Raw genomic sequence first — 24,284 nt, 5'->3', positions numbered from 1 at the left:
GGGGGCCGGTGCGGGCGCGGCGGGGGCCGGTGCCGGCGCGGGCGGCGCCAGCGGCGGGCGCCCGTACGGCGGCACCACCTGGTCCGGCGGGGCGAAGTACGGCCACGGGGCCGGCTGGGGGCCCTGCTCGTTCGGCGGGACCGGTAGGGGGAACGGCGCGTGCGGCGCCGGTCCGGGACCGGGCGCCACCCCCGGGGGCAGCTGCACCGCAGGTGGACCCGGATCGGGATCGACCTGCGGCGGGATCATCGGGAACTTGTTGGGCGGCAGAATGTTACGGCCGTCCTGGATCGGCGTGCCGACCGGGACCGGCGGTCCGCGCCACGGGTTGTTGCCGATCGGCACGTACCCGCGCGGGTCGCGGCAGAGTTGCACGGTGGGCGCGCGCTTGCCGGGGAACTCCTGGCACGGGTAGTTACGTGCACCGCGCACCACGCTCGGATCGTTCTGCGGCACCTTGCAGTACAGATCGGTGGGAAGGTCGCGCAGCGTGGTGTCGGCCGGGGACCTGATCTGCGTGGCCGGGATGAACCCAGTGGCGCACGGCGGCGGATCCTGGAGATGGATCTTGAAGTCCAGCTTGCCGCCCTCGTCGGCGGGCACGCCGCCGGCGACGGTGTTCAGCGCGGCGAGCAGTGCCGGGAACACCACCAGCGCATGCTCGAGCGACTTGTTGTAGATCACCCCGATCCGGCCGAAGTTGGCCAGGTTGGCGGCGAGCATCGGGAACGACGGCCGGATGCCGTCGAACGTCTCGTTCGCGACGGCGGCGGTGCCGGGCACGGTCTGCAACGTGGTGCGCAGCTGCGGGTCGGCGCCCGCCACCTCGGTGGTCAACCGGCCCAGCGACTCCGCCAGCGACCTGATGTCGTCGCCGCCGCGGATCTGCGCGTCCAGGAACGGTCCGGCCTGGTCGATCAACTGCGCGGTCTGCGGGAAGTTCGCATTGGCCTCGTCGACCAGCAGGCGGGACGATTGGATCAACCGGGCCAGTTCGGGGCCGGAACCGTTGAACGCCTTGAACGCCTCCCGCAGCAGGTCCTGCAGGCGACTGTTGCTGACGCTGCGCACGAGTGCGTCGGCCTCCGACAGCAGCCCGGCGATGTCCTGCCCGATCGCGGTGCGGTCCATGCCGATGTCCGAGCCTTCACGCAGCGTCGCCTCGGACGCGTGCTCGGGCGGCACCAGGTCGATGTACTGCTCGCCGATCGCCGAGACGCTTTTGACGGTCGCCGTCACGTTCTCCGGAACCGGTGTGCCACTGTTCAACTGCATGTGTGCGACGACACCGCGGTCGGACAGGCCGACCGACTTGACGTGGCCGACGGTGACGCCGCGGTAGGTCACGTTGGCGTTCTCGTAGATCCCGCCGCCGGCGACGAAGTTGGCGGTGACGTTGTAGGCGCCGATTCCGACGGCCGCGGGCACGTGCAGATAGAACAGCGCCACCGCACCGACGCTGAGCACGGTGACGATCGCGAAGATCGTCAGTTGGAGACGGGTCAGGCGATCCAGCATTACGGCGCCCCCTCGTGTTGCGTGGCCGTGCCAGGGGGGATCTTGAACGGATCAGCTGCCTGGCCGGACAGGTTGGCCATCGCACCGGTGAGGAAGTCGGGCGGGTTGACGACCTCGCTCATCCGCTTCATGTTCGGGTCCAGACCCAACGAGGTGGTGAAGACCGATTCACCGACGCGGCGCAGGGTCAGGTCGAACGTGACGTACACGTTCAGGTAGTCACCGCGCACCGCGTTGCGCAGGTACTTGTAGTGGAACGGGAACGTCGGCAGGAACTCAAGGTCCTTGATCAGGTAGTCGACGTTGTCGTTGAGCGACTTGATGACCGGGAACAGGTCCTTGAAGTCCGCGGCGAAATCGTCCTTGGTCTCCTGGAGCACCCGGGAGGCCACGGTGGCGAAACTGCGCAGCGCGGTGAACGCCTCGACGATCTGTGCGCGGTTGTCATTGAGCACCGCCAGCGCCTCGGGCAGCGTGTCCAGCGTGCGGCCCAGACCGTCCTTGCTGCGAGCCAGGATTGCGGCGAACCGGTCCAGGCCCTCGGCCGCAGCGATGATGTCACCGGTCTGTCGATCCAACGACGCGGTCAGTTCCGCAAGCCTGGGCAGCAGACCCGCGAAGGTGCCGGACCGGTCCGCGACGGCGGTGTAGGCCTCATCGGTGATGTCCTGCAGCGCACCGAGATTGCCCTTGTTCACGACCACGCCGAGCGACGACAGCACCTCCTCGGTGGTCGGATAGTTACCGGTGCGGTCCATCGGTATCTCGCCGCCGTCGGCCAGGATGCCGGTGCCGTCCGCCGGCGCCGCCAGCTCGATGTGCTGCGAACCGAGCAGCGAGGTCTGCGCGACCTTCGCCGTGGCGTTGGCCGGCAGCCTGACGTTGCCGTCTAGGGACAACTGGACCTTCGCGTAGAACGTGCCGTCGGGGCGCTGCACGGCGTCCACCCCCGACACGCTGCCGACGGTCACGTCGTCGACCATCACCGGCGAGTTCTGCGGCAGCGTCGAGACGTCGGGCAATTCCACGGTGATCGTGTAGGAGCCCTCGCCGTGACCGGCGGTGCCGGGCATGTTCAGCGAGTTCAGGCCACCGAATTGGCAGCCGGCCAACAGCAGCGTGACCGACGAGAGACCCAGTGCGCGACGGATCATCGGCCCGCCTCCGCGGGGGCGGCAGGTCCGGCGGTCGACGGTCCGGTCTCGGGTCCACCGGCGTGCGAGGTCGACGACTCCGGGCCCTCGGCCGGGACCAGCAGCGAGCTCAGGTCGGCGTCCGGGGCGACCTGCGGCGGCGTGACGCCGGGGGCGTTCTGCCACTGCAGGTACGGCACCGGGGTCTCGGCCTTGGCCTCGGTCTGAGGGGTGTCGTAGATGATCTGCCCCTTGTAGGCGGTGATGCTGTTGATCGGGTGGAACAACAGCGGCGGGTAGTTCATCGTGATGCGCTTGAACACCGGGCCCATCCGCTGGCGGCAGATCTCGGCCCGCTTGTAGTTGTCCGGGGTGGCGGCCGCGTCGAACGTGCCGCCGCAGATGAATTGCACCGGGTTGCCGAAGTTCGGCAGCGTCAGCAGACCGCCGACGGTGCCCTGCGCCGGGTTGTAGATGTTGTAGAAGTTGCTCAGGCCGTTCGGTGTGACATGCAGGATCTGTTCGATGTCGTCGCTGTGCTCGGTGAGGATGTTGGTGAAGTCGGTCAGCCGGTTGACCTGACCGATCAGCGCCTCGTTGCTCTCCCCGAGGAAGCCGCGCACGTCGCTGAGCGCCTGGTTGAGGGTGCCCAACGTGACGTCGAGATCCGTGGTGGCATCGGCCAGCACCTGCGACACCGACGCGACGTGGTTGGTGAACTGCACGATCTGTTCGTTGCTGTTCGACAGCGCATCGACCAAGATCTGCAGGTTTCGGATCGTGCCGAACAGATCGGTGCGGGAATCGCCCAACCGCCCCGCGGTCTGGGACAGCTCACGCAGCGCACGGCGGAACGTGTCCCCGTTGCCGTCGAAGGTGTCGGCGGCCTGGTTGACGAAAGAGGTGAGCGGGCCCTGCAACGAACCCTGTTGCGGGCCCAGCTGAGCGCTCAGCTGGGTCAGCTGCTCCTTGACCTCGTCCCACTCCACGGGCACGGCGGTGCGGTCCAGACCGATCTCGGCGCCGTCGCCCAGTTCGGCCCCGCCCGTGTAGGCGGGTGCCAGCTGAATGAATCTGGCAGACACCAGGTTCGGCGCGATGACCAGGGCCTTGGCGTCGGCGGGGATCTTGACGTCGCCGTCGACGGTCATGGTGATCTTCACGTCGCCGGCACGCGGCTCGATCGAGTCGATCTTGCCGACCGGCACACCGACCACCCGGACGTCGTCACCGGGGTACAGGCCGACCGCCGACGTGAAGTACGCCGTGATCTTCTGCCCGGCACGGCTGGGCCACACCAGGTAGGCGCCGACAATGAGCGTGAGGACCAGCACGCACACCAGGACGGTTCGTATCCAGCGGCTCCGCCGCACTGAGTTCCCTTGCGTCATGGCGACTTCGGCCTGATGATCATCCGCTCCGAGATGTAGCCGCGGAGCATGTCGGACAGGCTGTCGGGCAGCTTGCCCGGTTGGAAGTAGGTGTCGAGGAGCACCTCGGCGATCGGGGCGGGCGGCAGACCGTACAGGTTGATCTGGAAACCGGGCCCAGAGCCGACCACCTCGCCGAGCGCGGTGGCGTAGGGCGGAAGCCGCCTGAGTGCCTCGCTGATGTGCTCGCGGCGCTCAAGTAGATTGTCCAGCACCAGGTTCAGCTTCTCCAGCGCCGGCTTGAACTCGCGCCGGTTGTCGGCGACGAACCCGGAGAGCTGTTCCGAGACATCGTCGATGCCCGCGATCAGGTTGCTCAACGCCTGGCGCCGCTCGTCGAGCGCGGCGAACAACAGGTTGCCATCGGTGATCAGCTGATTGACCTGACCGGAGCGTTGCGCCAATGTGTCCGACACGTTCTTGGCGTGGGCGAGAAGCTGATCGAGCGCCTCGTCGCGGGCGTTCAGGCTGCGGGACAGGTTCGCGACTCCGTCGAGCGCGCTGCGCAGTTGAGGGGTGGCCTCGCGCAGAGAATCGGTCAACGTCTGCAGCGCCATCTCGAACTTCGGCTTGTCGAGCGCCGAGATGTTCTGCCCGAGATCCTGCAGCGCGGTGTTGAGGGTGTACGGAGTCGTGGTGCGCCCCAACGGGATCACCGTGGACTCGCCCCCGCCCTTGGGCGTGATGGCCAGCGACTTCTCACCGAGCACGGTATCGGTCTTGATTGCGACCAGCGACTGGTCGCCCACCTTCACGGCCCGGTCGACGGTGAAGGTGATCTTGGCGGCGTCACCGGCCAATTCGACCGCGGTCACCTTGCCGACCGCGAGGCCCGAGACGTTCACGTCGTTGCCCGGCTTGATGCCGCCGGCGTCGGCGAAGTACGCCTCGTACGGCTTGCCCTGCGGGAAGAACGGCAGGCTCGAGTACCCGAACGACACCAGCACCAGGCACGCCACCAGGACGATGCCGAAGATCCCGGTGCGCAAGGGGTTCGAACCCTCCGGACTACTCAACTTCGGCACACCTCCCCTTACTCGGATCCGGCGGACCGCCGAACGGGATCAGGATGTCGCTGCCCGCCGGGCCGTTGATCTTCCCCCGCGTCGAGCAGTAGAAGATGTTGAAGAACGAGCCGTAAGCGCCGAGCGCATTGAGCCTCAGATAGTTCTCCGCCAGCGGCTCGATGACCTTGTTCACGTCCGCCTTGCGCTCGTCGAAGCGCTGTGCGAACGGCCGGACGTTCTCGATCACGCCCTGCACCGGCCTGCGGGACTGCTCCAGCATGTCGGTCAGATCATTCTCGGCCGACGCCAGCGGGCCGATGGCTCCGGCGATCGGATCACGGCCCTCGGCCAGCCCGGTGATCAGCTTCTGCAGCTGGTCGACACTGGCGTTGAACTGTTCACCCTTCTCGTCCACGGTGCCCAGCACCGTGTTCAGGTTGGTGATCACATCGCCGATGAGCTGATCGCGGGCGGCCAGCGTCTGGGTGAACGCGCTGGTGTTCGCCAGCATCGCCGACAGGGCCCCACCCTCACCCTGGAGCAGTTCGATGACCGCGCTGCTGATCTCGTTGACCTTGGCACCGTCAAGACCCTTGAGCACCGGCTTGAGCCCACCCAGCAGCGCGTCCAGATCCAGCGCGGGTTGAGTGTTGACGATGGTGCCGCCCTTGGGCAGCTTGACGAGATCCCCGGGGCCCGAGGTGATCTCGAGGTAGCGATCGCCGACCAGGTTCTCGTAGCGCACCACGGCCTTGGTGGAGGTGTAGAGCTGGTAGCGATCGTTGACGCTGAACGCGACGTCGACGGTGTTGTCGGGATTGAGCGTGACGTCTTCGACCGTACCGACCGGGACACCGGCGATGCGCACATCCTGCCCGGCCGTGAGCCGAGACGCGTCGTCGAAGGTCGCGTGGTACTTGTCCTCGGAGGCGAATCGGAACTCGCCGAAGACCACCACGAGTATCGCGGCGACCAGCAGCATCGCGACGGTGAAGACGCTGACGCTGATGAGGGTTCTGTCACGCCTCACTAGAAGTCGTCCCTTTCCGCGTAGGCGCCGTTGAACAGGAACTGCAGCGTCGAGGGCGCGTCGAACTGCAACTCGGTGTTCGGCTGGTAGGGAACATATGCGTTGTCGGTGACCAGGAAGGGCGTGTGGTACCACGACCCGCCGAACTGCTTGCTCGGAACCTCCGGCAGGCCACGGCAGTTCGGGCCGCCGGACGCGTTCACGATCGGCAGGCTCTCGGGATAGGTGTAGGCGGGCGAGCCCGGCAGGAAGTTCGACGACACGAACAGGCCGGGACGGATCCCGCCGATGATCGGGGCGAAGCGGTCGACCGCGTTGGCGGTGCCTTTGAGGGTGCAGCCGAACACCGGAGAGTACTCCGCGGCGACCTTCAGCGGTGCGCGCAGCCGCTGTATCGCAGCGATGTAGTCGTCGGCCGCCGGCTCGAAGGTGGCGGTGCCGTTGTTGGCCAGCCCGGTGGCGGCCAGCAGTGCGGCGTTGAGGTTGTCCTGCTCGTCGACGATGGTCTGGCTGATCGCGGGCGCGTTCTCCAGCACCCGGACCAGGTCCGGGCCGGCGTCGCCGTAGATGTCGGTGACCACAGCGGTGCGACGCAGATCCTCTTGCAGCACAGGCAGCTTCGGGTTCAGCTGGCCCAGGTAGGAGTTCAGGCCCGACAACAGTGCGCCGAGGTCGTCGCCGTTGCCGCGCAGGCCCTCACCGAGAGCCGACAGCGCGGCGTTGAGGTTGATCGGGTCGATCTTGTCCAACAGGTCGGTCAGCGTCTGGAACAGCGTGTTCACCTCGAGCTGCACACTGTCGGCCTTGACCTCGGCACCGGCTCTCAGCGACTGGCCGTCCGGGTCTTCCGGAGGAAGGAACTCGACCGCCTTGGCGCCGAAGATCGTGGTACCGGCGATGCGTACCGGAGCATCGGCCGGGATGTAGCGCATGTCGCCGCGGTTGATGGCCAGGGTGAGCTTGGCTGCGTCGCCGGCGTACTCGATCGACTCCACCTTGCCGACCTGGATGCCGCGGTACTTGACCTTCGCGTCCACGTCCATCCCCAGACCGGCCCGCGGCGACAGCACCGTGACCCTGTCGGTCGGGGTGAACGCCGCCGTGTAGGACAGGTAGGTGAACACGACGGCGATCAGCACCAGCACAGTGAGGATCGCCGCAGCGATCCTCACCTGGCTGCGCTTGGCGTCACCGTCGGCCATCGTGTTCCCGCCTTACCCGGAGAGGTTGAAGTTGCCAGACGCGCCGTAGACGGCGAGTGAGATCAACAGGACGATCGTCACGACGACGATCAGGGATGTGCGCACCGCCTGGCCCACGGCGATGCCCACCCCGACCGGACCACCCGAGGCGTTGTAGCCGTAGTACGTGTGCACCAACATCACCGCGACCGCCATCACGATCGCCTGGAGGAACGACCAGAGCAGGTCGCTGGGAACCAGGAACGTGTTGAAGTAATGGTCGTACAGACCGGCGGACTGGCCGTTGATGTAGACGGTGGTGAACCTCGCGGCGAAGAAGGCCGCGAGCACCGACAGCGCGTAGAGGGGCACGATCGCGATCAGCCCGGCGATCAAACGGGTGGACACCAGGTACGAAACCGCGTGGACCGCCATCGATTCGACGGCGTCGATCTCCTCGGCCACGCGCATGGCGCCGAGCTGTGCCGTGGCGCCCGCCCCGATCGTGGCCGCGAGCGCGATACCGGCGATCACCGGAGCCACGATGCGGACGTTGAGGAACGCCGACAGGAAGCCGGTGAGCGCCTCGATCCCGATGTTGCCCAGCGACGAGTAGCCCTGGACGGCGAGCACGCCGCCGGAGGCCAGTGTCATGAACGCCGCGACGCCGACGGTGCCTCCGATCATCACCAGCGCGCCGGTGCCCATGGACATCTCGGCGATGAGGCGGACCGTCTCCTTGCGGTACCGGGTGATCGCGTTGGGGACGTAACGGAACGTCTCACCGTAGAACAGCGCCTGCTCACCCACGGTGTCCACGGCGCGGGGGAAGACGCGCAGAAGCCGGCGGAACCGGACGGTGGCGTCGTAGCTCATAGCACCCGGACCCCGATCGCGGTCATGATCACGTTGATCACGAACAGACAGATGAACGCGTAGACCACCGTCTCGTTGACGGCGTTGCCGACGCCCTTGGGGCCACCCTGTACCGTCAGGCCGCGGTAACAGCCGACCAGCCCGGCGACGACCCCGAACAGCAGCGCCTTGATCTCGGCGAGCACCAGCTCGCCCAGGCCGGTCAGGACCGTCAGCCCGTTGATGAACGCCCCCGGGTTCACGCCCTGCAAGAACACCGAGAACACGTAGCCGCCGGACAGGCCGATCAGACAGACCAGACCGTTGAGCAGCAGCGCAACGAAGGTTGAGGCCAGCACGCGGGGTACGACGAGGCGCTGGATCGGATCGATGCCCAGCACCCGCATCGCGTCGATCTCCTCGCGGATCGTGCGCGCGCCGAGGTCGGCGCAGATCGCCGTGGCGCCCGCCCCGGCCACCACGAGCACCGTGACGACGGGGCCGAGCTGGGTGACGGTGCCGAACGCGGTGCCCGCCCCGGACAGGTCGGCGGCGCCGATCTCGCGGAGCAGGATGTTGAGCGTGAACGCGACGAGCACGGTGAACGGGATGGCGACCAGCAGCGTCGGCAACAATGAGACTCGGGCGATCATCCAGGTCTGTTCGAGGAACTCACGGAACTGGAACGGCCGGCGGAAGGTCTTGACGAACGTCTCCAAGGACATCTCGACGAACCCGCCCACGGCCCGCGCCGGCGCCGCAAGCTGTTCGATCAACCTGAGCTCCGTTCTCGGGACGCGGGGTTCGGGAGGAACGACGGGCGGCGTGCCGTGGCGAATATTGGTATGCCGGGAGCCGACGTCGTGTTCCCACCCCTTGGATAAGCACTGCTCTTAGTAGGCCGGATCATACTAACTAGAACGTGTTCGCAGTGTCAAAGAACGGCAAATCCCGTCAGAATTGTCATATCTGCGCAGCTCAAAGCCAGTGTGACCCACATCATTCTAGAACGTGTTCTAATCGGCGTCCGGCACTGACAATCGAGACTGTCAGTGCGGGTCGCCGAGTCCCATCACCGCCGAGAAACTGCGCTCCGGATCGCGGTCAGCAAAGTAATCTTTCAGGGTGCCCGATAAGGCCGCGGGGTCCCACGTGTCACCCTCGGCGCTGAACTGCCGCTCTGCTGTGGGAGCCGCGATGAGGGTCACCGTCGGACCATAGACGATGAAGAGCTGCCCGTTGACCCCTTCTGATGCCGGGGAAGCCAGGAAACGCACCAGGTTCACCACATGCTCGGGTGAGAGCGGGTCGACCCCGCCCTCCGGCAGATCGGGTGCGTCGCCGAACACTCCCGCCGTCATGGCGGTGCGCGCCCTCGGCGCGATCGCGTTGGCCCGCACGCCGAAGCGGCCCAGCGCCCGGGCCGCCGACAGCGTCAACGCCGTGATACCGGCCTTGGCGGCACCGTAATTGGGCTGACCGACCGGGCCGGACAGGCCCGCCTCCGACGAGGTGTTGATGATCCGGCCGTACACCGTGCCGGCCCCGTCGTCGCCGCCGGCCTTGGCCTTCGAGCGCCAGTACGTCGCCGCGTTCCGGGTCAGCAGGAAGTGGCCGCGCAGATGCACCGCGATGACCGCATCCCACTCCTCGTCGGTCATGTTGAACAGGATGCGGTCCCGGGTGATGCCGGCGTTGTTGACGACGATTCCGAGCCCCCCGAGGCCGTCGGCGGTCTCCACCAGCTCGTCGGCCGTCGAGCGTTCGCTGATGTCGCCGGGGACGGCGACCCCCTTGGAACCCACCGCGGCGATCTCGTCGAGGACGTCGGACTTGTCCAGCGCCGGGGCGATGTCGTTGACCACCACGGTGGCGCCGGCCCTGGCGAGCCCGATGGCCTCGGCACGACCGAGGCCGGCGGCGGCCCCGGTGACGACGGCGACGCGGCCGGACAGATCGATTCCGGTCGTCTGAAGGGCGCAAGATTCAGTCAAAGTATGAATACCTCTAGTCGCGGCGGATCAGGGCTGCACGGGGGCACTCGGCGATGGACTGCTCGGCCACCGCCTCCTCCTCCGGGGGGACCGGGTCGGACTTGACGACGGCGTAGTCGTCGTCGTCGAGCTCGAACAGGTCGGGCGCAATTCCTACACAGACCGCGTTGCCTTCGCAACGGTCACGATCCACTTCCACTCGCATCAGATCCTCCTGTCGGTCCGGGCTGTTGGTCCGATCTGCCGGGCACACAGTGTGACACCACCCTGGACCCCAACACTAGAACGTGTTACAACCGGGGAACACCCGAGGTACGCCTTGGCGTCCGGGATGGCACTTTCGAACCAAGGCTCGCAGACAAGTGAGGACGACGCGATGCGAATCGGCTACACCCCCGAACAGGAGGAGCTACGTCGCGAACTGCGGACGTACTTCACCAAGCTCATGACACCCGAACGCGCCGAGGCGCTGGCGTCCGACGACGGCGAGATGGGACGTGGCAACGTCTACCGCGAGACCGTCGCACAGATGGGCAAGGACGGCTGGCTGACGCTGTCCTGGCCGAAGGAGTTCGGCGGCCAGGCCCGCCCGCCGATGGACGGGCTGATCTTCAACGACGAGGCCGCCATCGCCAACGTGCCGGTGCCCTTCCTGACCATCAACAGCGTCGCGCCGACGATCATGGCGTTGGGCACCGAGGAGCAGAAGAAGTTCTTCCTGCCCAAGATCGCCGCGGGGGATCTGCACTTCTCGATCGGCTACTCGGAACCGGGCGCGGGCACCGACCTGGCCGCACTGCGCACCACCGCGGTACGCGACGGCGACGACTACGTGATCAACGGCCAGAAGATGTGGACCAGCCTGATCGCGTACGCCGACTACGTGTGGCTGGCCGCACGCACCAACCCGGACGCCAAGAAGCACCGCGGCATCTCGATGCTGATCGTGCCCACCACCGCGGAGGGCTTCTCCTGGACCCCGGTGCACACGATGTCGGGGGTGGACACCAGCGCCACCTACTACCAGGACGTGCGGGTGCCGGCGTCCAACCTCGTCGGGGAAGAGAACGCCGGCTGGAAGCTGGTCACCAATCAGCTCAACCACGAGCGGGTCGCACTCGTCTCGGCACAGCCGATCTTCGTGGCGCTCAACGGGGTCCGCGAGTGGGCGCAGAACACCAAAGACGTGCACGGCAAGCGGCTCATCGATTCGGAGTGGGTGCAGCTCAACCTTGCCCGGGTGCATGCCAAGGCCGAGGTGCTCAAGTTGATCAACTGGGAGCTGGCCTCCGCCGAGGACTCCGCACCGTCCCCGGCCGACGCATCGGCGGCCAAGGTGTACGGCACGGAGCTCGCGACCGAGGCCTACCGTCTGCTGATGGAGGTGCTCGGCACCGCCGCGACCCTGCGCACGAACTCGCCGGGCGCACTGCTGCGCGGCCGGATCGAGCGGATGCATCGCTCCTGCCTGATTCTGACCTTCGGCGGCGGCACTAACGAGATCCAGCGCGACATCATCGGCATGGTCGCGCTCGGCCTGCCCCGAGTGAACCGATAGGACCCGAGATGGATTTCAAGACAACCGAAGCCAGTGACGACCTCGGCGGCTTGGTGCGCACGATCACCGAGTCCGTGGTCACCCCGGAACATCAGCGTGCGCTCGACGCACTCACCCCGGACGCGGGAGGCCGATTCGACCGCGAGCTGTGGGGCAAGCTGATCGACGCCGACATCCTGTCCACCACGGCGCCGGAGGCGTTGGGCGGCGGCGGTTTCGGGGTGCTGGAGGAGGTCGCTGTGCTGGTGGCGCTGGGCCGCCAGCTGGCCGCGGTCCCGTACCTCGAGTCGGTGGTGCTGGCCGCGGGCGCGCTGGCACGATTCGGATCCGAGCCACTGCAGCAGGAGTGGGCAGCACCGGCCATCAGAGGCGAGAAGGTGCTCACGGTCGCACTCGACGGCGAGATGGGCGAGGGACCGGTGCGCGCACAGGCTTCGGCCGATGGTGTCAGCCTGACCGGAACCCGGACCCAGGTGGCTTTCGGGGTGAACGCCGATGCCTTCCTGGTACCGGCCGAAACCGATTCCGGCACCGCTGTTTTCCTGGTGTCCTCCACCGATGACGGCGTGACGGTCACCGCGCTGGACACCACCGGTCACGGGAGTGTCGCCGCGCTGCAGTTACAGGGCGTCGGGGTCGGGAACGACCGGCGTGTCGGCGGGCCCGAGGTACTCGACTGGCTCATCACCCGGCATGGGCTGGCCCGCAGCGCCTATCAACTCGGAGTGCTCGAGCGGGCGCTGGAGATGACGGCGTCCTATGCGCGCGAGCGTGAGCAGTTCGACCGCCCGATCGGCAGCTTCCAGGCGGTCTCGTCCCGCCTGGCCGACGGCTATATCGACATCAAGGGTCTCCGCCTGACGTTGACCCAGGCGGCCTGGCGACTCTCCGAGGACCTGCCTGCCGACATCGACGTGGCCAGCGCGGCGTTCTGGGCCGCCGAAGCCGGCCACCGGGTCGCCCACACCGCGGTGCACGTCCACGGAGGCGTCGGTATCGACGTCGATCATCCGGTGCACCGCTATTTCCTGGCCGCCAAGCAGACCGAGTTCGCTGTCGGCGGGGCTACCGGGCAGTTGCTGCGCATCGGCCGTGAGCTGGCCGACACCCCGGCCTGAGCCGCCCGCCGGTGGCAACCGTCTCGTCCCTGCTGGCCAAACTCGCCGAGGTCGACGACCGAGGAGTGCACTGGGTCGACCCGCAGAGCGGATCGGTGTCGTTCACCAGCTGGCGCAACCACATTCGTGACGGTGCGGCACTCGCGTCGGTGCTGCGCGGCAGGCTCGATCCGGACCGCCCGCCTCACGTCGGGGTGCTGCTCGGGAACACGCCGTTTTTCGGCACCGTCCTGGTCGCGGCGGCGCTGGCGGGCATCGTGCCGGTCGGGTTGAACCCCACCCGCCGGGGTGCGGCGCTGCAGCGCGACGTCGACCACGCCGACTGTCAGCTGGTGCTCGCCGATCGCAACGGCGCACAGGACGGCATCTCGGCCGTCGCCGTCGAATCACCGGCGTTCGAAGCCGAGTTAGACGCCCACCGCGGCGCAGCCGCCGACTTCCCCGACCCCGACCCCGACGACCTGTTCATGCTGATCTTCACCTCGGGCACCAGTGGTGATCCGAAGGCGGTGCGGTGCACCCACGAGAAGATCGCTTTTCCGGGAAACATGCTCGCGCAGCGGTTCGGACTCGGGCCCGGCGACACCTGTTACCTGTCGATGCCGCTGTTCCATTCGAACGCGATCATGGCCGGATGGGCGCCGGCGGTGGCCGCCGGGGCGTCGATCGCCCTGCGCCGCAAGTTCTCTGCGTCGCAGTTCTTCCCCGATGTGCGCAGGTTCGGCGCGACGTACGCCAACTACGTCGGCAAGCCGCTGTCCTATGTCCTGGCCACCCCCGAACGTCCGGACGACTCCGACAACACGCTGCGGATCGCGTACGGCAACGAGGGTGCGCCCCGGGACCTGAACCGGTTCGCCGAGCGGTTCGGGGTGAGGGTGGTGGACGGCTTCGGTTCCAGCGAGGGCGGGGTGTCGATCGCCCGGACCCCGGACACCCCCGAAGGCGCGCTGGGACCGCTGACCGCTGGCGTGACGATCGTCGACGTCGACACGGGCGCCGAATGCGGGCCCGGCGAGGTCGGGGAACTGGTCAACACCGACGGGCCCGGCCAGTTCCGGGGGTACTACAAGGATCCCGATGCCGAAGCCGAGCGCATGCGCGGCGGCGTTTACCACAGCGGTGACCTGGCGTATCGGGATGAGCACGGGTTCGCGTACTTCGCGGGCCGCCTCGGCGACTGGATGCGCGTCGACGGTGAGAACCTGGGCACCGCCCCGATCGAACGGATCCTGATGCGGTTCCCTTCAGTGACCGAGGTAGCGGTGTACCCGATCCCCGATCCGGCGGTCGGTGATCAGGTGATGGCCGCCCTCGTGCTGCCGGAGGAGGTCTCGTTCGATCCCGCCGCCTTCACCCGATTCCTGGCCGAGCAGCGCGATCTGGGCCCCAAGCAGTGGCCGCGATACGTACGCACCGCCCACGCTCTTCCCCGCACCGAGACGTTCAAGGTCCTCAAACGTCAACTCTCCGCCGAGGGCGTCGACTGCGCGGACCCCGTCCATCCGATCGTCGCGCCATGACCGCGCGCCGGGACGACATCGCCACCATGCTGTGCGACCGGATCGGCGACCGGCGGCCCGGGTTGCGCACCCGCGAACGGGACTGGACGTGGGACGAGGTGGTCCGGGAATCGGCGGCCAGGGCCTGCCTGGCGAACACGTGGCGCGGCAGGGACGGTGACGCCGTGCACATCGGGGTGCTGCTGGAGAACGTGCCCGATTTCGTGTTTTGGCTCGGCAGTGCCGCACTGGCCGGAGCCACCGTCGTCGGCCTGAACCCGACTCGCGGACCGGACGGGCTGGCCGCCGACATCCGGCACGCCGACTGCGGGCTGATCATCACCGACACCGCCGGTGCGCGCCGACTGGCCGGCCTCGACCACGGCGTGGCGGACGACCGCGTGCTGGTGGTCGACGACCCCGGGTACGCCGACCTGCTGCGGGCCCAGCGGGTCGAACCCGTGCCGGCGCCCGGCGCCGACGAAGCATCCTTGCTGCTGTTGTTGTTCACATCGGGTACGACCGGCAACTCGAAGGCCGTCAAGTGCAGCCAGGGCCGCCTGGCCCGCATCGCGTATGCCGCGACCGACAAGTTCGGGCATCACCGCGACGACGTCGACTACTGCTGCATGCCGCTGTTCCACGGCAACGCGATCATGGCGCTGTGGGCGCCCGCGCTGGCCAACGGTGCGACGATATGCCTCACCCCGACGTTCTCGGCGTCCGGATTCCTCTCCGACGTCCGGTATTTCGGGGCGACGTTCTTCACCTACGTCGGAAAGGCGCTGGCCTACCTGCTGTCCACCCCGGAGTCCCCGGATGACGCCGACAACCCGCTGGAGCGCGGGTTCGGCACCGAGGCCTCGCCCGAGGACCAGAGAGAATTCCGGCGCCGGTTCGGTGCGCGACTGTTCGAGGGGTACGGCTCCAGCGAGGGCGGCGCGGTGGCCCGACCGGATCCGTCGGCACCGCCGTCGTCGCTCGGCCGGCCCGCGCACGGCGACGTCGTCGTCGTCGACCCCGTCACGATGACACCGTGTCCCCCGGCGGAGCTCGATCCGCAGGGCCGGGTGCTCAACGCCGACGAGGCCATCGGCGAGATCGTCGACCGGCGGGGTGCCCGTGATTTCGAGGGTTACTACAACAACGATGCCGCCGATGCCGAACGAACTCGCAACGGCTGGTACTGGTCCGGCGACCTCGGCTACGTCGACAGCCATGGCTACCTGTATTTCGCCGGCCGGCGCGGTGACTGGCTGCGCGTCGACGGCGAGAACATCTCGACGTTGACCGTCGAACGGGTGCTGCGATGTCACCCGGGGGTGTTGGCCGCGGCGGTCTACGGCGTCCCCGATCCACGGTCGGGCGACCAGGTGATGGCCGCCGTGGAGGTGCCCGACCCGGACACCTTCGACGTCAATGCGTTCGCGTCGTTCCTTGCCGACCGGGATGATTTGGGCGCCAAGGGTTTTCCCCGTCTGCTGCGGGTATCGGCGAAGCTCCCCGCCACCGGATCCAACAAGGTGCTCAAACGTGAGCTGCAGGCGCAGCGCTGGCACACCGACGAGTCGGTGTACCGATGGGCGGGCCGGGGACATCCACGCTTCCGGCTGATGAGCGCCAAGGATCGTGCCGCCCTCGACGCCGAATTCGCCGCGTACGGAAGGGAACACCATGCCTGAATCCGATGAGCGCTTGCGCGAGCATGATTCAACCCGGTGGGACGAGATCACCGACGTCCTGGTGGCCGGGTCCGGTGCGGGCGGGGCGACCGGCGCCTACACCGCCGCCAGGGAAGGTCTGGACGTGCTCCTGGTGGAAGCCACCGACAAGTTCGGCGGCACCACGGCGTATTCCGGCGGGGGCGGGATGTGGTTTCCGTGCAACCCCGTGTTGGTGCGGGCGGGTGCCGACGACACCCTCGACGACGCTGTGGAGTATTACAGCGCGGTGGTCGGTGACCGCACACCGCGCGCGCTGCAGGAGACCTATGTCCGCAGCGGCGCACCGCTGATCGAGTACCTGGAAAGCGATGAGCTGCTGAACTTTTCGCTGCTGCCGTGGCCGGACTACTTCGGCAGCGCCCCGAAGGCCCGCGCCGACGGGATGCGCCACATCGCGGCCAAGCCGTTGAAGGTGGCCGCCGCCCCACAGTTGCGTGAGCTCGTTCGCGGACCGCTGGACGCCGACCGGCTCGGGCGTGCCCAGCCCGACGACTACTTCGTCGGGGGTCGTGCGCTGATCGCCCGACTGCTCGCGGCCACGGCCCGCTTCCCGCATACGGCGACCCGGTTGAACACCGCGCTGACCGAGCTTGTGGTCGACGGCGGCAGGGTTGTCGGGGCAATCGTCGAATCGGACGGAGAGCGCAGAGCCATCCGGGCCCGGCGGGGAGTCCTGTTGGCCGCGGGCGGTTTCGAACGCAACGACGAGATGCGTGCCCGCTACGGGGTGCCGGGAACCTCGCGGGACACCATGGGACCGTGGGGCAATCTGGGCCTGGCGCATCTGGCCGGCATCGCCGCCGGCGCCGACACCGACCTGATGGATCAGGCATGGTGGTCCCCCGGCCTGACCCATCCCGACGGCACGTCGGCGTTCGCGTTGTGGTTCACCGGCGGGATCTTCGTCGACGATGAGGGCAGGCGCTTCGTCAACGAATCGGCGGCCTACGACCGGCTCGGGCGGGCTGTGCTGACGGCCGTCGCCGACGGCACGGTCACCCTGCCGTTCTGGATGATCTACGACGACGGCGACGGGGTGGTGCCGCCGGTGAAAGCGACCAACGTCTCGATGGTCGAACCGGACAAGTACGTCGCGGCCGGATTGTGGCGCACCGCCGACACCCTCGAGGAGTTGGCGGCGGCGATCGGGGTTCCGCCACGCAACCTGGTGGAAACGGTCGAGAGGTTCAACGGGTTCGTCCGCGAGGGACGCGACAGGGATTTCGGCCGCGGCGACGAACCCTACGACCGGGCGTTCTCAGGCGGCGCGGCGCCGCTGTATCCCATCGAGAAGGGTCCGTTCCACGCGGCCGCGTTCGGGGTTTCGGATCTGGGCACCAAAGGCGGGTTGCGCACCGATACCGCCGCGCGAGTGCTCGATCGGGCGGACAATGTGATTCCCGGGCTGTACGCGGCGGGCAACACGATGGCCGCGCCCAGCGGCACCACCTATCCGGGCGGCGGTAACCCGATCGGCACCAGCATGGTCTTCAGCCACCTCGCTGTGCTCGACATGGCAGGAGGAAACCATGAGTGACGCCATCCGCGAGATCGACACCGGTGCGGCGATGACCCGGTTCGCACGGGGCTGGCACTGCCTCGGGCTGGCCGAGGCGTTCCGGGACGGGAAACCGCACGGCATCGACGCGTTCGGCACGCTCCTGGTGGTCTTCGCCGACAGCCAAGGTGCACTCAAGGTTCTCGATGGCTACTGCCGGCACATGGGCGGCAACCTCGCCCATGGCACCATCAAAGGCGACGAGATCGCCTGCCCGTTCCACGACTGGCGCTGGGGCGGCGACGGCAGATGCACACTCGTCCCCTACGCCAAACGCACGCCGCGCATGGCTCGCACCCGCTCCTGGCCGACCACCGAGGTCAACGGTCAGCTGCTGGTGTGGCACGACCCGGAGCGTTCGGCCGCGCCGGCCGAGCTGATCCCGCCGACGATCGAAGGGTATGACGAGGGCCATTGGTCGCCGTGGCAGTGGAGTTCGGTGCTCATCGACGGTGCCCACTGCCGCGAGATCGTCGACAACAACGTGGACATGGCGCACTTCTTCTATATCCACCACGCGTACCCGACCTACTTCAAGAACGTCATCGACGGACACACCGCCAGCCAGTTCATGGAGTCGAAGCCTCGCCCGGACTTCGTCGCGAATCCGGAAAAGCTCTGGGAAGGAACGTATCTGCGCTCTGAGGCGACGTACTTCGGACCCGCCTACATGATCAACTGGCTGCACAACGATCTCGCCCCCGATTTCACCGTGGAGGTGGCCCTGATCAACTGCCACTACCCCGTGACGCACAACTCGTTCATGTTGCAGTGGGGCGTGGCTGTCCAGCAGATGCCGGCGCTGCCTGCCGAGAATGCCGCCAAGCTGGCCGCGGCCATGAGCCGGTCGTTCGGCGAGGGATTTCTCGAAGACGTGGAGATCTGGAAGAACAAGTCACCGGTGGAGAACCCCCTGCTGACCGAGGAGGACGGCCCGGTCTACCAGCATCGCCGGTGGTACCAGCAGTTCTACGTCGACGCAGCCGATGTCACCGCCGACATGACCGACCGCTACGAACAGGAGGTCGACACCAGCCACGCGTACGACCTCTGGCAGCAGGAGGTCGAGCACAACATGGCGGCCAGGCAGGGCTGACGTCCGCCATGAACATTGCGGCCGTCACCCGTTTCACCGCGATCGCCGCGGCGCTGGCGGTGGTCGCGACGAGTTGCACCACGTCGACCGACGGCACCGGCACCGCCGCGGCACCCGGATCCACCGATGCCACCACGTCGCCGAGCGTGGCCGCACCCTCGACCTCACGAATCACCCCGCGGGAGCAGGCGCCCGGTGGCCCGGCGATGACCATCTCCGATTACCTCGCTCAGAACGGGATCGAGGAATCGCCCGTCGGCCGCGGCGACCCCGGTGCGCCGATCATCGACCTACCGATTCCGGACGGCTGGGAGGACGCAGGCGACGACACCCCCGAGTGGGCGTATGCGGCGATCGTCTACACCGGTCCGGGGGCAGCCGAATACACCCCGAGCATCGTCGCGCTGTTGTCGAAGCTGGTCGGTGACGTCGACCCGCAAGCGCTCCTGCAGGCGTCCGCCGGTGAAGCCAGCAATCTGCCGGGCTGGACGCCGATGAGCGAAGGCAAGCTCACCACGCTCGGTGAGTTCCCCGCGTTCCAACTCGGCGGCACCTGGGTGCAGAACGGTGTCACCAAGCTGGCCGCCCAGAAGACGGTCGTGATCCCCGGCCGCGACGGTTCCTGGTACGTCCTTCAGCTAAACGCCGACGGGCTGGAGAACCAGATCGACATCATCGGCCCGGCGACCTTGGCCATCGACGACCAGACCACCATCACCCCGCAGTAGCGACCTCAGGCCTCGCGGACACCGTCCAGCCGTCTGCTGGCTTCCTCGAAACCGCTCACCAGCTCGGCGATGATGTCGGCGACAGGGCGGATCTCGTTCATGCGGCCGACGATCTGACCGACGGGCATCGCGACGGTGGTGGGATCGGTCGACTCGCTCATCCGCTGGTGGGCTTCGCTGACCAGGATGTTCTGCAACGGCATCGGCAACGGCTCGGGTGCGCCGTCGGCGTCCCACGCGTCGGTCCAGCGGCTCTTGAGCAGCCGCGCCGGTTTGCCGGTGTAGATGCGTCTGCGCACGGTGTCTGCGGAGGTGGCCTTGAGCATGGCCTCCTGGATCACCGACCGCCCGGACTCCAGCCGCTCGCCGAGGTCGTACTCCGCCGAGGTCAGGAACGCCGAGCCCATCCACACACCCTGTGCACCGAGGGCGAGCGCGGCAGCGACCTGCCGGCCGGTGCCGATACCGCCGGCGGCCAGCACCGGAGCCCTGCCGTCCAACGCGTCGACGATCTCCGGCCACAGCACCATCGAGCCGATCTCACCGGTGTGGCCGCCGGCCTCGTGGCCCTGGGCGACGACGATGTCGACACCGTTCTCCACGTGGCGCAGCGCGTGTTTCGGCGAACCGGCGAGTGCGGCGACGGGCACCCCGGCCGCGTGCGCCTGGTCGATCACGTCCTTGGGCGGCGAACCGAGCGCGTTGGCGATCAGCTTGATCGGGTGTTTGAGCGCGACCTCGACGTGGCTGCGCGCCACCGAATGCAGCCATCCCAGAACGCCTTCGGAGCGCTCCTCGTCCTGAGGCAGAGGCGGCACGCCGAGGTCGGAGAGCGTCTTGTCGACGAATTCGCGATGCTCGGCCGGGATCAGCTTGTTGATGTCCACCGAGGTGCCCTCGGTCGGGATCTTGGCCGGCATCACGACGTCCACACCGTAGGGCTTGCCGTCGGTGTTGGCGTCCATCCACTGCAGGACGTTCTCCAGGTCGTCGGCGTCGTTGAACCTCACGCAGCCGAGCACACCCAGACCACCGGCCTTGCTGACCGCGGCGGCGACCTTCTCCGACGGGGTGAAGACGAAGATCGGATACTCGATGCCGAAGCGATCGCAGAGTTCGGTTCGCATGCTATTTCGCTCCCACGTGGTTGGCGTGCACTTCGTCGGCCGGGCGCTCCTCGGTGGTGTCCTTGGCCCAGCGGTAATCCGGCTTGCCCGCAGGCGAGCGCTTCACCTCGTCGACGAACCACAGGCTCCGCGGAACCTTGTAGCCCGCGATCTCCTTGCGCACGAATGCATCGAGTTCGGCCAGCGTCGGGCGGGCGCCCTCGCGGGGCTGGATGACCGCCGCGACGTGCTGCCCGAACCGGGGATCGGGAACGCCGACGACCAGCGCGTCGAACACGTCGGGATGTCCCTTCAGCGCGGCCTCGACCTCTTCGGGGTAGATCTTCTCGCCACCGGAGTTGATCGACACCGAGCCGCGGCCCAGCATCGTCACGGTGCCGTCGGCCTCCACCTCGGCGTAGTCGCCCGGGATCGCGTACCGCACACCGTTGTACGTCCTGAACGTCTCGGCCGTCTTCTTCTCGTCCTTGAAGTAGCCGACCGGGATGTGCCCGCACTTGGCGATGATGCCGCGCTTGCCCGAACCGGGCTCGATCTCGTTGCCGTCCTCGTCGAGCACCTTGGTGTTCTTGTCGATCGTGACGCGCGGGCCGCCGGTGTGCGACTCTCCCTTGGCCACGATGCTGGTTCCGCCGAACCCGGTCTCCGACGAACCGATGGAGTCGGTGATGATCCGGTTGGGCAGCAGCTCGAGGAACTTCTCCTTGATGCTGGTGGAGAACAGCGCAGCGGTGCTGGCGAGCAGGAACAGCGAAGACAGGTCGTAGGTGTTGCCCTCGTCCTGGTGGGCGAGCAGCGAGTCCAGCAGCGGCCGGCCCATCGCGTCACCGGTGAAGAACAGCAGGTTCACCTTGTGCTTCGCGATGGTGCGCCAGACCTCGTCGGGATCGAACTCCGGCACCAGCACTGTCGTGTGTCCGGAGAACAGCGCCATCCAGGTGGCCGACTGCGTGGCGCCGTGGATCATCGGCGGGATCGGGTAACGCACCATCGGCGGGTTCTCCACCGCCTGCTTGGCCAGGCCGTACTCATCGGCGATCGGCTCACCGGTCGCGAAGTCGGTGCCGCCGAACAGAACTCGGTAGATGTCCTCGTGGCGCCACATCACACCCTTCGGGAAACCGGTGGTGCCGCCGGTGTAGAGCAGGTAGATGTCGTCCTCGCTGCGGGGCCCGAAGTCGCGCTCGGGCGAACCCTGGGCCAGCGCGGCCTCGAACTCGACGCCGCCGTAGCGCTGGTAATCGTCATCGGAGCCGTCCTCGACCACGAGCACGGTCTTGACGTTCGGGGTCTCGGGCAGCACGTTGGCCACCCGGTCGGCGTAGCGGCGCTCGTGCACCAGCGCGACCATGTCCGAGTTGTCGAACAGGTACTTCAGCTCGCCCTCGACGTAGCGGAAGTTGACGTTGACCAGGATGGCTCCGGCCTTGATGATGCCGAGCATCGCGATCACGATCTCGATCCGGTTGCGGCAGTACAGGCCGACCTTGTCATCCTTTTTGATGCCCTGATCGAGCAGATAGTGCGCGAACCGGTTGGCCTTGTCTTCCAACTCGGCGTACGTCAGCTGGTCGTCGCCGGAGATCAGGGCGACGCGGTCAGGCACGGCGTCGATGGCGTGCTCGGCGAGGTCGGCGATGTTCAGAGCCACGGCTCTAAACTAGAACGTGTTACATTTCCAGACAAGTCGCTGTCTTCGACGAGGAAAGGCGGACGCCCGTGAGCGAGTCCCAAGAAGGTCCCGACGCCCTGGTTGAGCAGCGCGGACACACGTTGATCGTGACGTTGAACCGGCCGCAGGCGCGCAACGCGCTGTCTGCTGAGATGCTCTCGATCATGGTCGACGCGTGGAACCGCGTGGACTCCGATCCGGAGATCCGGACGTGCATCCTGACCGGGGCCGGCGGCTACTTCTGCGCGGGCATGGACCTCAAGGCCGCGTCGAAAAGGCCGCCGGGTGACTCGTTCGCCGATGGCAGCTACGACCCGTCGAAGATCGAGGGTCTGCTCAAGGGCCGCCGGCTGACCAAGCCGCTGATCGCCGCCGTGGAGGGCCCGGCCATCGCCGGCGGAACGGAGATTCTGCAGGGCACCGACATCCGCGTCGCCGGGGAGAGCGCGAAGTTCGGTATCTCCGAGGCGAAGTGGAGCCTCTACCCGATGGGTGGCTCCGCGGTGCGGCTGCCGCGCCAGATCCCGTACACCATCGCGTGCGATCTGCTGCTGACCGGGCGCCACATCACCGCCGCCGAGGCTCTGCAATACGGCCTGATCGGCCATGTCGTCCCGGACGGGACCGCGCTGGAGAAGGCGCTGGAGATCGCCGAGGTGATCAACAACAACGGGCCGCTGGCAGTGCAGGCGATCCTGAAGACCATCCGCGAGACCGAGGGCATGCACGAAGAAGAGGCGTTCAAGCCCGACACCGCCAACGGCATCCCGGTGTTCCTGAGCGAGGACGCCAAGGAGGGCCCGCGGGCCTTCAAGGAGAAGCGCGCCCCCAACTTCACGATGCGTTGACGTTGAGCAGGCGCCGTTCGTCTGCGAGCAACAGGACGCCGGACTCGGCGCGTGAGAGACACGGTCGCTTGTGCGCTCGAGCGAACGTCGGATGCAGCGACCCGTCGAGATACGAATCGGGCACCCGAGGATCGACATAGTTCTTCCGGCACACCGCGCGGGTGTTGTTGAGCCGTGCCGCGGCCGCGTCGATGGCCTTGTTGATCTTGCGTTTCGCTTCGGTCAGGGATCGGGACGGGCCGATTCGGACCAGCACGTCCGCGGCCGTGACGGTGCCGCCCCAGGTGCGAAAGTCCTTGGCAGTGAAGATCGCCCGGGTGATCTCGCGCAGGTAGTTGTTGACCTCGGCCGATCCGACGTGGACGACCCGTCCGTCGTCGTCGATGTAGGCGAAGAGCTTCTGGCCAGGCAACTCGTGGCACGCATATACGATCTCGGCCAGCCGCGGGTCAGACAGCCGCACGCGTTGTTCCTTGCCGGACTTGGCCCGGAATTCGAACATCACCGTGGTTGGGTCCTCGAACCGGACGTGCTCGTGGCGCAGCGTGGTCAGGCCGTAATGCTCATTCTGCCGGGCGTACTCGTCGTTGCCGATGCGTATCAACGTCAAGTCCATCAGGCGCAACACCGCCCCGAGCACCTTTTCGCGAGACAGCCCTGGCATGTCCAGGTCGTGAATGACCCGGCGCCGCACTGCCGGCAGCGCCCGCCCGAAGTGACCCACCCGGTCGAACTTGGTGCGGTCGCGCACCTCGCGCCAGCGCGGGTGGTAGATGTACTGCTTTCGACCGCGTGAGTCTCGACCCGTGGCAAGGATGTGCCCGTCGGGCCTCGGGCTGATCCACACCTGGTTCCAGGCCGGCGGGATGCCGATCGCGTCTATCCAGGCCCGGTCGTCGCCGCAGACAAGGCTGCCGTCCGGGCGCCGGTATATCCAACCGTCCTCGACGCGCTCCCTGGTGATACCGGGTTCGGAGTCGGTGACATAGGTCAGGCCTGCGCATTCCGCTACGGCGGGGTCGGGGCGACTCATCCATCGGGGGTGCCCGCGTTGTAGCGACCTATTCATGATGTTTAGCCTCGATCCACCGATGTATCGGCTGGTCGCAGGGTGTCGGAATGAGGAAAGTGCCCTTTGAACTGGGAAGATTGGTGTTCTCTACGCACTAATCAGTCCAGGTCAGAAAGGCACTTCCGGTGAAAGT

At 67.3% G+C, this 24,284-nt stretch carries 21 protein-coding genes; 8 read left to right on the top strand and 13 right to left on the bottom strand.

The annotated features are described in order from the left end of the window. From ACXMYJ_RS25790 to ACXMYJ_RS25745, 10 genes are all read right to left on the bottom strand, one after another. Positions 1 to 1,518: MCE family protein (locus tag ACXMYJ_RS25790; RefSeq protein ID WP_460359231.1), on the bottom strand; the 1,518-nt coding region annotated here is incomplete at its 3' end. After that, on the bottom strand, positions 1,518 to 2,672 hold the full coding sequence (locus tag ACXMYJ_RS25785; RefSeq protein ID WP_260755442.1) for an MCE family protein: 1,155 nt from the start codon (positions 2,670 to 2,672) through the stop codon (positions 1,518 to 1,520). The genes ACXMYJ_RS25790 and ACXMYJ_RS25785, both read right to left, overlap by 1 nt. Next, complete coding sequence (locus ACXMYJ_RS25780) at positions 2,669 to 4,042, bottom strand: MCE family protein (protein WP_260755443.1); 1,374 nt, start codon at positions 4,040 to 4,042, stop codon at positions 2,669 to 2,671. Before ACXMYJ_RS25780 ends, ACXMYJ_RS25785 begins: the two co-directional genes overlap by 4 nt. After that, positions 4,039 to 5,097 (bottom strand): virulence factor Mce family protein, encoded by a 1,059-nt coding sequence (locus ACXMYJ_RS25775; protein WP_460359230.1) that lies wholly within the window; start codon positions 5,095 to 5,097, stop codon positions 4,039 to 4,041. Before ACXMYJ_RS25775 ends, ACXMYJ_RS25780 begins: the two co-directional genes overlap by 4 nt. Further along, a complete protein-coding gene (locus ACXMYJ_RS25770) occupies positions 5,090 to 6,118 on the bottom strand; it encodes an MCE family protein (RefSeq protein ID WP_443187478.1) in 1,029 nt (342 codons plus the stop codon). Before ACXMYJ_RS25770 ends, ACXMYJ_RS25775 begins: the two co-directional genes overlap by 8 nt. Then, the gene (locus ACXMYJ_RS25765; RefSeq protein WP_460359229.1) at positions 6,118 to 7,320 is read right to left on the bottom strand and encodes an MCE family protein; all 1,203 of its coding nucleotides are present in this window, start codon (positions 7,318 to 7,320) and stop codon (positions 6,118 to 6,120) included. The genes ACXMYJ_RS25770 and ACXMYJ_RS25765 overlap by 1 nt, the downstream gene beginning before the upstream one ends. Positions 7,321 to 7,332: 12 nt before the next feature. Then, on the bottom strand, positions 7,333 to 8,175 hold the full coding sequence (locus ACXMYJ_RS25760; RefSeq protein WP_460359228.1) for an MlaE family ABC transporter permease: 843 nt from the start codon (positions 8,173 to 8,175) through the stop codon (positions 7,333 to 7,335). Beyond that, positions 8,172 to 8,930, bottom strand: a complete 759-nt coding sequence (locus tag ACXMYJ_RS25755) for an MlaE family ABC transporter permease (RefSeq protein ID WP_443187481.1) — start codon at positions 8,928 to 8,930, stop codon at positions 8,172 to 8,174. The genes ACXMYJ_RS25760 and ACXMYJ_RS25755 overlap by 4 nt, the downstream gene beginning before the upstream one ends. A gap of 273 nt (positions 8,931 to 9,203) precedes the next feature. Continuing rightward, positions 9,204 to 10,148 (bottom strand): 3-oxoacyl-ACP reductase, encoded by a 945-nt coding sequence (locus ACXMYJ_RS25750; protein ID WP_460359227.1) that lies wholly within the window; start codon positions 10,146 to 10,148, stop codon positions 9,204 to 9,206. Positions 10,149 to 10,161: 13 nt separating this feature from the next. Then, the gene (locus ACXMYJ_RS25745; RefSeq protein ID WP_260755450.1) at positions 10,162 to 10,353 is read right to left on the bottom strand and encodes a ferredoxin; all 192 of its coding nucleotides are present in this window, start codon (positions 10,351 to 10,353) and stop codon (positions 10,162 to 10,164) included. A gap of 171 nt (positions 10,354 to 10,524) precedes the next feature. Here ACXMYJ_RS25745 and ACXMYJ_RS25740 point away from each other — a divergent pair, with 171 nt between their 5' ends. Genes ACXMYJ_RS25740 through lpqN form a run of 7 tightly spaced genes read left to right on the top strand, consistent with a single transcriptional unit; the run spans position 10,525 to position 19,432 of the window. Then, complete coding sequence (locus ACXMYJ_RS25740; RefSeq protein ID WP_460359226.1) at positions 10,525 to 11,706, top strand: acyl-CoA dehydrogenase family protein; 1,182 nt, start codon at positions 10,525 to 10,527, stop codon at positions 11,704 to 11,706. Positions 11,707 to 11,714: 8 nt separating this feature from the next. Further along, positions 11,715 to 12,824: an acyl-CoA dehydrogenase family protein gene (locus ACXMYJ_RS25735; RefSeq protein WP_460359225.1), complete on the top strand. Its 1,110-nt coding sequence runs from the start codon at positions 11,715 to 11,717 to the stop codon at positions 12,822 to 12,824. Between the two features lie 11 nt (positions 12,825 to 12,835). Beyond that, positions 12,836 to 14,347 (top strand): long-chain-fatty-acid--CoA ligase FadD17, encoded by a 1,512-nt coding sequence (gene fadD17, locus ACXMYJ_RS25730; protein WP_460359224.1) that lies wholly within the window; start codon positions 12,836 to 12,838, stop codon positions 14,345 to 14,347. Then, the gene (casI, locus tag ACXMYJ_RS25725) at positions 14,344 to 16,008 is read left to right on the top strand and encodes a steroid-22-oyl-CoA synthetase (RefSeq protein WP_460359223.1); all 1,665 of its coding nucleotides are present in this window, start codon (positions 14,344 to 14,346) and stop codon (positions 16,006 to 16,008) included. The genes fadD17 and casI overlap by 4 nt, the downstream gene beginning before the upstream one ends. Then, positions 16,001 to 17,587, top strand: a complete 1,587-nt coding sequence (locus tag ACXMYJ_RS25720; protein WP_460359222.1) for an FAD-binding protein — start codon at positions 16,001 to 16,003, stop codon at positions 17,585 to 17,587. Before casI ends, ACXMYJ_RS25720 begins: the two co-directional genes overlap by 8 nt. Next, positions 17,580 to 18,704 carry a Rieske 2Fe-2S domain-containing protein gene (locus tag ACXMYJ_RS25715; protein ID WP_460359221.1) on the top strand — a complete coding sequence of 375 codons (1,125 nt, stop codon included), beginning with the start codon at positions 17,580 to 17,582 and terminating at the stop codon, positions 18,702 to 18,704. The genes ACXMYJ_RS25720 and ACXMYJ_RS25715 overlap by 8 nt, the downstream gene beginning before the upstream one ends. 8 nt (positions 18,705 to 18,712) lie before the next feature. Beyond that, on the top strand, positions 18,713 to 19,432 hold the full coding sequence (lpqN, locus tag ACXMYJ_RS25710; protein WP_460359220.1) for an envelope biogenesis lipoprotein LpqN: 720 nt from the start codon (positions 18,713 to 18,715) through the stop codon (positions 19,430 to 19,432). Between the two features lie 5 nt (positions 19,433 to 19,437). Here the strand turns inward: lpqN and ACXMYJ_RS25705 are convergent, their stop codons facing one another. Next, complete coding sequence (locus ACXMYJ_RS25705) at positions 19,438 to 20,559, bottom strand: NAD(P)H-dependent flavin oxidoreductase (RefSeq protein WP_460359219.1); 1,122 nt, start codon at positions 20,557 to 20,559, stop codon at positions 19,438 to 19,440. Position 20,560: 1 nt separating this feature from the next. Next, positions 20,561 to 22,210 carry an acyl-CoA synthetase gene (locus ACXMYJ_RS25700; RefSeq protein WP_443187488.1) on the bottom strand — a complete coding sequence of 550 codons (1,650 nt, stop codon included), beginning with the start codon at positions 22,208 to 22,210 and terminating at the stop codon, positions 20,561 to 20,563. A 68-nt stretch (positions 22,211 to 22,278) separates the two neighbouring features. Here ACXMYJ_RS25700 and ACXMYJ_RS25695 point away from each other — a divergent pair, with 68 nt between their 5' ends. Next, positions 22,279 to 23,079: a crotonase/enoyl-CoA hydratase family protein gene (locus tag ACXMYJ_RS25695; RefSeq protein WP_443187489.1), complete on the top strand. Its 801-nt coding sequence runs from the start codon at positions 22,279 to 22,281 to the stop codon at positions 23,077 to 23,079. Here the strand turns inward: ACXMYJ_RS25695 and ACXMYJ_RS25690 are convergent. Beyond that, complete coding sequence (locus ACXMYJ_RS25690; protein ID WP_460359218.1) at positions 23,066 to 24,112, bottom strand: DNA topoisomerase IB; 1,047 nt, start codon at positions 24,110 to 24,112, stop codon at positions 23,066 to 23,068. The genes ACXMYJ_RS25695 and ACXMYJ_RS25690 overlap by 14 nt on opposite strands. Positions 24,113 to 24,284: the final 172 nt, after the last annotated feature.

It is taken from the genome of Mycobacterium sp. ZZG, assembly GCF_054786995.1.
This window is presented reverse-complemented; position numbering and strand designations above follow the sequence as displayed.

Coding starts and splice junctions, on each gene's coding strand:
- ACXMYJ_RS25785 (WP_260755442.1), bottom strand. CDS start 2,672: ATGATCCGTCGCGCACTGGGTCTCTCGTCGGTCACGCTGCTGTTGGCC.
- ACXMYJ_RS25780 (WP_260755443.1), bottom strand. CDS start 4,042: ATGACGCAAGGGAACTCAGTGCGGCGGAGCCGCTGGATACGAACCGTC.
- ACXMYJ_RS25765 (WP_460359229.1), bottom strand. CDS start 7,320: ATGGCCGACGGTGACGCCAAGCGCAGCCAGGTGAGGATCGCTGCGGCG.
- ACXMYJ_RS25760 (WP_460359228.1), bottom strand. CDS start 8,175: ATGAGCTACGACGCCACCGTCCGGTTCCGCCGGCTTCTGCGCGTCTTC.
- ACXMYJ_RS25745 (WP_260755450.1), bottom strand. CDS start 10,353: ATGCGAGTGGAAGTGGATCGTGACCGTTGCGAAGGCAACGCGGTCTGT.
- ACXMYJ_RS25740 (WP_460359226.1), top strand. CDS start 10,525: ATGCGAATCGGCTACACCCCCGAACAGGAGGAGCTACGTCGCGAACTG.
- ACXMYJ_RS25735 (WP_460359225.1), top strand. CDS start 11,715: ATGGATTTCAAGACAACCGAAGCCAGTGACGACCTCGGCGGCTTGGTG.
- casI (WP_460359223.1), top strand. CDS start 14,344: ATGACCGCGCGCCGGGACGACATCGCCACCATGCTGTGCGACCGGATC.
- ACXMYJ_RS25720 (WP_460359222.1), top strand. CDS start 16,001: ATGCCTGAATCCGATGAGCGCTTGCGCGAGCATGATTCAACCCGGTGG.
- ACXMYJ_RS25715 (WP_460359221.1), top strand. CDS start 17,580: ATGAGTGACGCCATCCGCGAGATCGACACCGGTGCGGCGATGACCCGG.
- lpqN (WP_460359220.1), top strand. CDS start 18,713: ATGAACATTGCGGCCGTCACCCGTTTCACCGCGATCGCCGCGGCGCTG.
- ACXMYJ_RS25705 (WP_460359219.1), bottom strand. CDS start 20,559: ATGCGAACCGAACTCTGCGATCGCTTCGGCATCGAGTATCCGATCTTC.
- ACXMYJ_RS25690 (WP_460359218.1), bottom strand. CDS start 24,112: ATGAGTCGCCCCGACCCCGCCGTAGCGGAATGCGCAGGCCTGACCTAT.